Consider the following 9822-nt stretch of genomic DNA (forward strand, 5'->3'; position numbering starts at 1 on the left):
AGCAAACGCCTGAGGCTTTCTATCGGATACTTGAAAATGGATTGGCTTGGCATTGGATTCCTCCTGTTTGCGGTGCGAGGTTCATCCTTGACCAATATTATAGAAAATCAACAAAAATAACGCAAGCAAAGCTTGAAACAATACCAGATCTACAGTCAGACATTTCATGGCACTCAACAGTGGATGTACTGCTCCTCTGTCTTTTGGCAGTTGTGTTGACCACCGCGGCTTTCCTGAAATTCTTCCGTTCCGACATTTAATTCAACTCCCGCACCGCGCAGATTACAGCCAGAAAAATCCGCCCATTTTCCTATCCCACGTAGTTTTTACTATCTTTATTCATCTCAAACGTCTCTAATAGACAAATCCCGAAAACCTGCAATTTTTAAATCGAAATTCAGATTCTTCATTATTTTTTTAAATTATGCAACCTTTCTGCCTTTAAAACGCGACATTATGATATAAGCCAAAATGTCGTTTGATGGCTCGACCTGAAAAAATAGAAGGAAGGGATATAATGTCTCTAAACATTTAAGGAGATACCATGTTCCGAAATGTTATCCGTCAAGAACTCCTATCGCATCTGATGAGTGCCCGCTTTCTTGCTGCTGTTGTGATTACGCTTCTTCTCGTCGTCGCGAATGCTGTCGTCCTTCTTGAAGATTACGAGCGTCGATTGGGGAGACATAGCCAGCAAGAAAATACGCATCGCCAGAAAGTTCAGGAATCGGAAACCTACTCTACTTTAAAGTTGTCTATTGAATGCCCGCGACCTTTGAGTCTCTTTAGTGCGGGGTTGGATAAGCGGCTTGGAAGCACCTTTGAAATTTATCATGGCTCCATCCCGATGATTTATGATCATCCTATCAATGAACTGAACACCAACAGAGGAATTGCAGATGACAAAATCTAAGAAGTTAGTCGCTTTTGTGATCTTTCCTCTCCTGTTTCTATCATTGCTTGTCCTTCTCCCCGTCATGAGCGTATTGGTCAACTCACACACGACACAAGATAGATATACCGTTAATCCTGAAGGACATTTAGCAGTTGACATAGAGTTCGGTGCGATCATTATAGAAACCACAGATCGTAATTATGTCGATATCGCCACCAGAAAAGAATGGAAATCAAAAAGTGGGATATTGAAACCGAAGTTAGGGAAACGAGCTGCTGAATTGCTTGAGGACTTTGAAATCACGATTGAATGCGACGATCCAGATACCCCATCGAATATCCGAATTGAGGGAAAATTCAACCGTGGACGGGAATATTGGCAAGAGGCACTGAAGTGGCTGACGGTTGAAATTCGAGTGACAGTCCCGCGTCAGTATAATGTCACGCTCAAAACCGCATCTCATGGAGATATTCACGTTGGCGACTTGGTCGGGACAGTAAAAGTCGAGGCTTTAGCTGGTAACCTCCATCTCGGTGAAATTCAAGGTGAAGTTTGGGGGAAACCGGTGTGAACGGGAAGATTACCCTCAAAGGGTGTCAAAGTCGTGTTAACCTAACAGCCGCTATGGGGAATATCCGTGCGGAAATGACAACACAACCGCAAAATCCGTTTTTTCTATCTTTAAGGAAGATTTTCCCACAATTCTTGTTTTCTGCAGAATTATGCAACCATTTTCCTTTGCCCCGCGTCACTATAAGCCAATTCGGATTTTATCAATCAAGTGCTTGACAGACGAAGCATTGATCATTTACGAAGTTCTTTCTTATGAGGTGCAGGATGATAAACAATGACGCTGAATTAATCCGTCGCACACTTGCAGGCGATGAAACCGCTTTCACCATGCTCGTGAAAAAATATCATAAACATGTCCACGCACTTGCGTGGCGCAAAATCGGGGATTTTCACATCGCTGAAGATATTACACAGGAAACCTTCTTGAAAGTATACAAGCATCTGGCAACTCTGAAAGACCTGGATCGGTTTCCGGGGTGGTTATATGTGATTGCCACACGTCGCTGTATTGCATGGCTTCGTAAGAAACGGTTGCATGCCCAACTGGTGGAGGACATCGACATGGTAGGCAAAGGGAAAGAAACATATTCCCAATACGTAGCAACCCAACAAGCAAAAACTTCGACCGAGGCAAAGCAAGAAGTCGTCAAACAACTGCTTGCCAAGTTACAGGAAAGCGAGCGCACCGTCATAACGCTATACTACTTTGGAGAGATGACGTGCGAAGAAATTAGCAAGTTTCTGGGTGTATCGGCAAATACAATTAAGAGTCGACTCAGTCGTGCACGGCAACGTTTAAAGAAAGAGGAGCCTCTAATTCAGGAGGCACTCAGTAATTGCCAAATTTCCACAAACTTGATTGAAAAAATCATACAAGAAACCCGAACCATCAAACCTGTTCCTTCTACACATGGCAAACCCGTAGTGCCATGGGCGATAGCCGCGTCAATCGCTATCTTCGCCACACTCACCCTTGGAATAAGCAATGAATATCTATCTCGTTTCCAGCAACCCTATAGTTTGGAGGCGACCTCTGCCATAAAGGTTGACATTGTGGAGGCGACGGCGAAACCCATCAAGGCTAAACCTGCTGTGAGAACACAACTGGGCAAGATAGACATGTCGGGTAAAAATAGCAGATCCAATCCACAGGCAGACACCCTCCGAGTAACAGGGGTTCAAATGCAGGAGACAAAAGCACAAATAGAAGAGGAACAGCAGATTCAAACAGAGATTTTAGACTTTTTTCGGACACCAGAAAGAGGTCATCAGGATTACACTGTTGTAAAAATCGATGCTACAGTATTTGAAGACGGCGGTATGCTAACCATTAACCTCCAAGTCGGCAGCGGTCAAGCAGCTGGCTCATTCGATCTGTTTGATGGTGATAGTGAACTGCCCACAGAAGGAGTTCCTGACAACATACTGGCACACGAATGGGGGATTCCACCCGGTGGAACAGCGGTAATCGCCTATCGGTTTGACCAAGGTCAAATTTTTCAATTAGGTGCTACGGGCGATTGGTTCAGTGAGAAAGGGAGTGTTAATGCTTTTCACGCTCGAATTTCTATTCGATAACCCTCCAGTAGATACACTTTCTTCTCAATTTTGCTTAGAGGTTTCAAAATGAAAACGTTAGGCATCGGCTATCTGATTTTTGCCCTATCCTTGCAATATGGATTCTCGGATGAGACCCCTATTCGTGACAGCATTGTACTCACGCTTGACAATAACGCCAAAGTGTTGGTTAAAGGCTTCATTGCCCCAATCGAGTACACCCGAGACAATTTCCATGTGACATGGGATGCACTGGCGAATCTACGAGTCGCTGCGCCTGAAAAGTTCCATTCTGCTTCAGTGTTTCAGGCATTTCTCCCGACTGAAGCACGCCTGCAAAAAGAAAAAGAAAAACCGTTTCTGGAGGAATTGAAGAGTCTTTTTGGTGAAAACCCTACAAGCAGAGGAAACAGTGTTTCGGTTGGCGAAGTCTGGCAGATTGGACAAGATGGGTTACTGGAATTGCTGAGACAACTTCATCCGAATCCAAATTTGGACATGCACATTAATCCGGGAGATTCGCGCGGGATGTGGGCATGCCTGCGCGCTTACAATGCTGAATTTGCGGATATCGTATTCCGTATTCACGCGGAGTTTAAGTTAGAGAACGGCTGGTTTACACCGTCACAGTTTACTGGGCATTTTATCATCAATCGAGTCGAAGAGAAAGTCGCGTTCTTTCGGATGTACGTTCCTGAAGGGACACTCAACTTCGATGTCAACCGATACCATGGGGACGGTCCCTCTTTTGGGGCAGATACTGGCTTTTGTCCACAAATCGAACTCTGTGCCGGTGCAGAAGATATAGTTCAAGACACTCAATTTTCTGAATCAATAACTTTAGCAGAAGCCCAGCGTGTCTTGACGCTGCGTTTTTACAAATCACAACAAATCAACTGGATATCAGTAGACGAAGCGTTAGAAATAGCAAAGACACAGCAGAAACCCATTCATATTGTTTCAACAAATGGTCCGCTTGATGACGAAGCCTGTGGAGCGAGCGGCAAAAGTTTGAGGGCAGTTGCTCTCTCTGATGATCGGAACATCAAATTCTTGAACGAAAACTTTGTCAACACATGGGTGCTTAATACCGATATGAAACGTTTGCGCGATGCAAAAGGTATTGACGAAATGCCTTCCTTGCCCCAAACAATCGTTCGGGCGTGGAAGAAACATTCACCCACAGATTGTTTGATTATCTCGCCTGAACTTGAACTCATGGGCAGGCAATCCGTCAATGAACTCTCCCGGTACAAGTGGGATAAGAAGGCAGAACACTATCGGTTGTTCCTCGTAGAATCATTAGCAGGAAAACGCCCTGGAATCGGTGAGAAAGATCCAGATCCTTTATCAAATAGTCTGGACATCATCCTTAATCCTACGCATCCCTCAATAGAGATACTGGACACTTTTCGGACACCAGAGGCAGGCTTCCAAGATTATACTGTTGTAAAAATTGATGCTACCGCGTTTGAAGACGGCGGGACACTGATTATTGATATTCAAGTCGGCAGGGCAGATCCCGTAGGTTCGTTTGATTTGTTCGATGGCAATAGTGAAATCCCTACAGAAGGCACACCTGAGGGAGCACTTGCCCATGCTTGGGGAATTCAACCCGGCGAAACAGGGGTAATTATATATCGGTTTGGCAAGGGTCAAGTTTTCCGACTCGGGGCTACTGGAGGTTGGGTCGGTGAAGAAGGGAGTATCAACGCTTTTCGAGCACGGATTTCTATTCAGCAATCTGTTGTTTTAACGAAATAGTTATGAAGTGTATAGAAATTATACACATTTATAAGGAAAGGTTTCTTAATTAAACGAGGTTGAACATGTTACACACACTGATACGTCAAGAACTCCTCACGCATCTGATGAGCGCGCGATTCCTCGCCGCTGTCGTCATCACGCTTCTGCTCGTTGTTGCCAATACGATTGTGTTAATTAACGATCATGAAAACCGAGTCGCAAACTACAGCCAGCAAGAAAAGGTTCATCATGAAAAAGCGGTGGAGGCAGAAACCTATTCGACATTAAAATTGTTTGTTGAGCGACCTCCGAACCCCCTCAGTCTCTTTAGTGCCGGGTTAGACAAACGACTCGGAACTACGGTTGAAATCCATCATGACACAGTGCCGACGATTTCAAGCGTCTCGGCGCGAAATCTGGAGAACCCGTACCTGAACCTCTTTTCGCAGATAGACTTGGTCTCTATCTTTCAAGTGGTCCTGAGCCTTCTGGCTCTGCTCTTCGCTTATGACGCGATTGCAGGAGACTGGGAAAGCGGCACCTTGCGTTTGGTTATCTCTCACCCGGTACGGCGCGGTGCAATTCTATTCGCCAAATATCTCGCTGCCATGATATGTCTGCTACTCCCTGTGCTGATGAGTTTGCTGATGGTAATGATTCAGCTTTCCGTCACGAGTTCAATCCAACTCAGCACAGCAGATTTTCTCCGAATTGGCGGGATAGTCGTCACCACAACCATTTACCTGTCTGTTTTCTACCTAATAGGCTTGCTGATTTCCACAACAACCCGCCGCACGGCTACGTCCCTGATGCTCTGTATGTTCTTATGGGTCGTTTTAGTGCTTGTCTATCCTAACTGGAGTCGGTTTTCCTTCAATCCAGTAAGCGACATGCGCGCAGAAAGACAATCCGCGAGTCAACAGATTGATCAGATCTGGGAAGAAGCCGACAGGGAAGAACAGCGATTCTTAGCCAACAGTCCTCTTACAGGGGAACCCCCGAAGTTTGGTATTGGTTATTCAGGATACTCATCCTCTGGTGGCAGAAGATATGGGTTTAACATGACCCAAGTGAACTCGAATTCAGAACCGCTCCTCCCGCATTTCCAAGACTATCAGGCGTTCATGAGGGCGACGCACATCCGCGCCGCAGAAAAGGTGGGGTTGATACGCGAACAACGTTTGGCGCGGACGACACTCCAACAAGCGACATGGGATGAACGATTGATGAAACTTAGTCCTGCGAGCCTCTATACCTTTGCAACTGCTGCGTGGGCAGGCACGGATCTGAATGGCATGTTAGACTTTAGTCGTGCCACCCAGAACTACCGACAGACATTTATTAATTATTTACACGATAAAGATGCGTTCGCCAGCCGACTCTGGTTCGCTTCCGACCAGGGCACCGTGGATTGGAGTGATTTGCCACGGTTTCGCTTTGCCGTAGCGGATGTCTCGGAAAACGCGCAACGCGCCCTATCGGATATGTCACTCCTTTTCCTCATGAATCTGGTGCTGTTTATGGTGACATTCCTGATTCTTGTCAAAATTGAAGTGTAATGGTTATCAATTATCGGTTGTCAGTTGTTGGTTAAAAGGTCTCCATTTAACAATTCTCCTTGCCCTGGAGTACTCTCAGTTAGGAACGATTGTTACAAACAGGCTCTTAACTGAAAACTGATAACTGACGACTGACAACTATAAAAAAATGGAGAAATTACGATGACCTTACATATCGTCAAAAGAGAATTCTTTGACCACCTCAACAGCCTGCGATTCGCCTTGACTGCCCTCATCATGGTGGCATTAATGGTAACAAACGCAGTGGTGCATCTTCAGACGCACCCAGACAAGGTCCGAAATTACTCTGAGAACGTTGCTAATGCCCGTGACAAATTGCAATCCGAGACGCAGCTCTACGAATTTCTGAAAGAGGGACCTGGTCGACTTTACAAACGTCCGTCTCCGCTGACCTTCATTGCAGACGGTAGCGAGGCATTTCTACCAGAGCGTGGCACGACGAACTGGGGGTCTTGGAGTAGAACTGCGGGATTCAGCGGAAAGGTAAGAAGCATCTGGTCGTTGGATTATCCGACCGCCAACCCGAACGCGCGGGATCTACGTCCTCAGGCGACGAAAATAGATTGGACATTTATCATCACCTATCTGCTTTCTTTCATCCCGCTTTTATTTACGTTTGATGCACTCTCTGGCGAAAAAGAAAGGGGCACACTTCGATTATGTCTGGCGAATCCGATTTCGCGCCCTGTGCTGTTAGTAGGGAAGTTCTTGGGTGCCCTCATAGCCGTTCTCATCCCGTTCTATTTTGCGGTGCTGCTGAATTTGGCGGTGATTTCCGTGGATAGTTGGACGCAACTCGGTGCAGCAGACTGGGGACGTTTGGGGATGATTGTGCTAATTGCTTCGGGCTACGCTGGCATTTTCACCGCAGTCGGGCTGATGGTGTCCGCCGGCACGCGTGATAGCAGGATCAGTCTCGTGACGTTGTTGATAATTTGGGTGGCACTTGTTGTCTTCATGCCCTCCACTCTCGGCACCCTTTCCACAAAATGGATGTCCCCCGTTCAAACCGCGCATGAACGGGAAATGGCAAAAGAGAGCGCGCTCGATCAGATTAAGGATGATTTTGACGAGAAAATGACGAACAAACAATCGTCGGAGCTACCAACAGGAGACCTTCTCAAACAACTCATGGACCTCGCGAAAACCTCACCTGAAAAAGCGCAAGCATTGGCGCAGGAGAAGGAGGAAGAGCTCAAATTGGCGATGGCGGCGAGGCAATCCGACAAGGTAGATGAAACGGACTTACGCCTCATGGCTGAACTCGTCAACAAAGACGTAGAGATTCGGGAACGGTTGAACCGCGAGCATCTAACGGCACAACTTGGGCAGGTCCAGCGCGCAAGAAGTATCACCCGGTTTTCTCCAGCGGCAATTGTTCAATACGCCCTTGAATCCATGGCTGGCACCGGATTGAATCGGCATTTGCAATTCCTCGAAAGTGTGCATCATCATATCAGACAGTTCCGAAACTTCATCGTTGAAACCGATAGCGCGGATACAGAGAGCCTTCACATTATCGGCATCCCTGATGGAATGTCTGAAAAGCCGGTTTCGCCGAGGGCACTCCCAACTTTTGAGGACAAGATTACCTTCAGCGATACATTCAACGCAGCGATGGTGGATATGCTGTTACTCGCTTTACTGCTCGGGGTATTTCTTTCGGGTGCATTCCTCGTCTTCATACGTTCGGAGGTATGAACGCCAACGAAAAATGCTGAAAGGAATCTCCCATTCTATTTATTAACACACTTATAAACATTAACGGATCGCTACCAAACACAAGGAGAAACCACCGTGATTACAATATTGAAAAGATTTAGCACCTTTTTTACACTTTTACTCGTCTTTGGATTCAGTGCAGTGCTGATGAGCGATGCGTCGGAAACTATCCAATACTTTCCAAATACACTCGGAAGTTACTGGGTTTACGAAGACCAAGATGGAAACGAATTAACGCGTCGTGTTACTGAGAGCAAAGAAATTGACGGGGAACTGTATCACGCCTTCAACTATGAGCCTGCCTTGGCGGATTGGACAGATTATGACTATCACATCCATCCGAATTTCTACCAGATCGGTGAGGAGCGGGTCACATTCTTGATCGGTGATGAGGTAGAGAAAGCCGTCAAAGCACACTTTACCAAAGAGATGGCGGCTTTTCTCACAATATTGGAGAAAATGGGGGCACCGTTTATTATGCTCTATGATATTGAGATAGAGGCACAAGACCAATTTTATGCACTGCCGATGCCTATCATCTTCAATGAAAAGTGGAACGCAACGCAGATAAAAGTCAAACTCACTTTGAGACCTATCCCTCCGCAAGACCCTCCAGAAGCCACAATCGAATTCACTATTGTCGAAACAGGGACTGTCGTGGGCACGGAAAACGTTGAGACCCGCGCTGGCACTTTTGAAGACTGTTTGAAGATTGAATACCGAACAGAAACAGGGGTAGAAACATCCTCTCCGGAAATGGGATCGGATCCACCGGGCGAATCCTTTACAACGCTGTGGGTGGCACCCAACATCGGGATTGTCAAGTTTCATCAAAAAGCTGAGGATATTTTTCTTCTCCACCCCCGGTCAGGACCCCTGAATTAAGTCTTGAATTAAAGAGGTATGAAGTCAAATCCGCTGATTCGGGTGCCGAATAACCCTCAGTTACCTCTTGGTAAATCAGATATCAATAAAAGGAGTCTCAGATGACAAAATCTAAGAAGTTAGTGGTTTTTGTGTCTCTCCTGTTTGTATTACCGATTATCCTTGTTCTAACGATAAGTGAAATGGAAATCTCACAATCGGAAAGCATGAGTCACGATGCTGTTGACCCTCATGGACATTTACATTTAACAGTCGACGCGGCGTTCGATACGATTCATATCGAAGCCATAGATCAACCCCGTGTTCATATAGCTCTCGAAAAGAGGTGGACCTCAAAGGGATTAATATTTAAACCGAAGTCAATTAAATGGATCCGAGAAATGCTCAAAGATTTAGAGCTCACACTTGAAGACAACCATTCAGAGAACCGATCAGATGTCCGAATTGAAGCAAGATTCCACCGTGGGCGGGAACATTGGGAAGAAGGATTGAAGTGGCTGACGATTGAAGCCCGTGTGACAGTCCCGCATCAGTATAATGTGACACTCAAAACCGTATCTCACAGAGATATTCACATCGGTAACCCGGTGGATTGGTGAAATCCAAGGTGAAAGCTGAATTTTTTACATTATGCACCCTTTCTGCTCTTGACCCGCCTCTTTATAATTACAAGAGGATAGCGATTGTTTAATACACTCTCGAAACAATAGCAGTGCCCGGATTGAACCGCCGCTTGCAATTCCGATCCGGATGGGACGATTTGAGAAACTTCTCCCCATAAATAGTGTGTACAAAAGCACAAACGAACGAAAGAAAAATTTTGCAACCTTTCTGCCCCTAAATCGCGTCACTATAACATAAGCC

At 46.0% G+C, this 9822-nt stretch carries 9 protein-coding genes; all 9 read left to right on the top strand.

What is annotated here, in order from left to right:
- Positions 1 to 260, top strand: a 260-nt coding sequence (locus tag J4G07_20545) for a hypothetical protein (protein MCE2416376.1), incomplete at its 5' end; no start/stop codon positions are given.
- Positions 261 to 544: 284 nt separating this feature from the next.
- Positions 545 to 913, top strand: a complete 369-nt coding sequence (locus J4G07_20550) for a hypothetical protein (GenBank protein MCE2416377.1) — start codon at positions 545 to 547, stop codon at positions 911 to 913.
- Positions 900 to 1466, top strand: a complete 567-nt coding sequence (locus tag J4G07_20555) for a hypothetical protein (protein MCE2416378.1) — start codon at positions 900 to 902, stop codon at positions 1464 to 1466. The genes J4G07_20550 and J4G07_20555 overlap by 14 nt, the downstream gene beginning before the upstream one ends.
- Before the next feature lie 266 nt (positions 1467 to 1732).
- Positions 1733 to 3046 (top strand): RNA polymerase sigma factor, encoded by a 1314-nt coding sequence (locus J4G07_20560; protein ID MCE2416379.1) that lies wholly within the window; start codon positions 1733 to 1735, stop codon positions 3044 to 3046.
- Positions 3047 to 3094: 48 nt separating this feature from the next.
- Positions 3095 to 4789, top strand: a complete 1695-nt coding sequence (locus tag J4G07_20565) for a hypothetical protein (GenBank protein ID MCE2416380.1) — start codon at positions 3095 to 3097, stop codon at positions 4787 to 4789.
- Positions 4790 to 4854: 65 nt separating this feature from the next.
- Positions 4855 to 6330: an ABC transporter permease subunit gene (locus tag J4G07_20570; GenBank protein MCE2416381.1), complete on the top strand. Its 1476-nt coding sequence runs from the start codon at positions 4855 to 4857 to the stop codon at positions 6328 to 6330.
- A gap of 162 nt (positions 6331 to 6492) precedes the next feature.
- Entirely contained in the window at positions 6493 to 8052 is a 1560-nt protein-coding gene (locus tag J4G07_20575; protein ID MCE2416382.1) for an ABC transporter permease subunit, read from the top strand.
- A 96-nt stretch (positions 8053 to 8148) separates the two neighbouring features.
- Complete coding sequence (locus tag J4G07_20580; protein MCE2416383.1) at positions 8149 to 8958, top strand: hypothetical protein; 810 nt, start codon at positions 8149 to 8151, stop codon at positions 8956 to 8958.
- Between the two features lie 101 nt (positions 8959 to 9059).
- Positions 9060 to 9557: a hypothetical protein gene (locus J4G07_20585; protein ID MCE2416384.1), complete on the top strand. Its 498-nt coding sequence runs from the start codon at positions 9060 to 9062 to the stop codon at positions 9555 to 9557.
- Positions 9558 to 9822 lie beyond the last annotated feature (265 nt).

The sequence above is a fragment of the Candidatus Poribacteria bacterium genome (assembly GCA_021295715.1).
GTDB lineage: Bacteria > Poribacteria > WGA-4E > WGA-4E > WGA-3G > WGA-3G.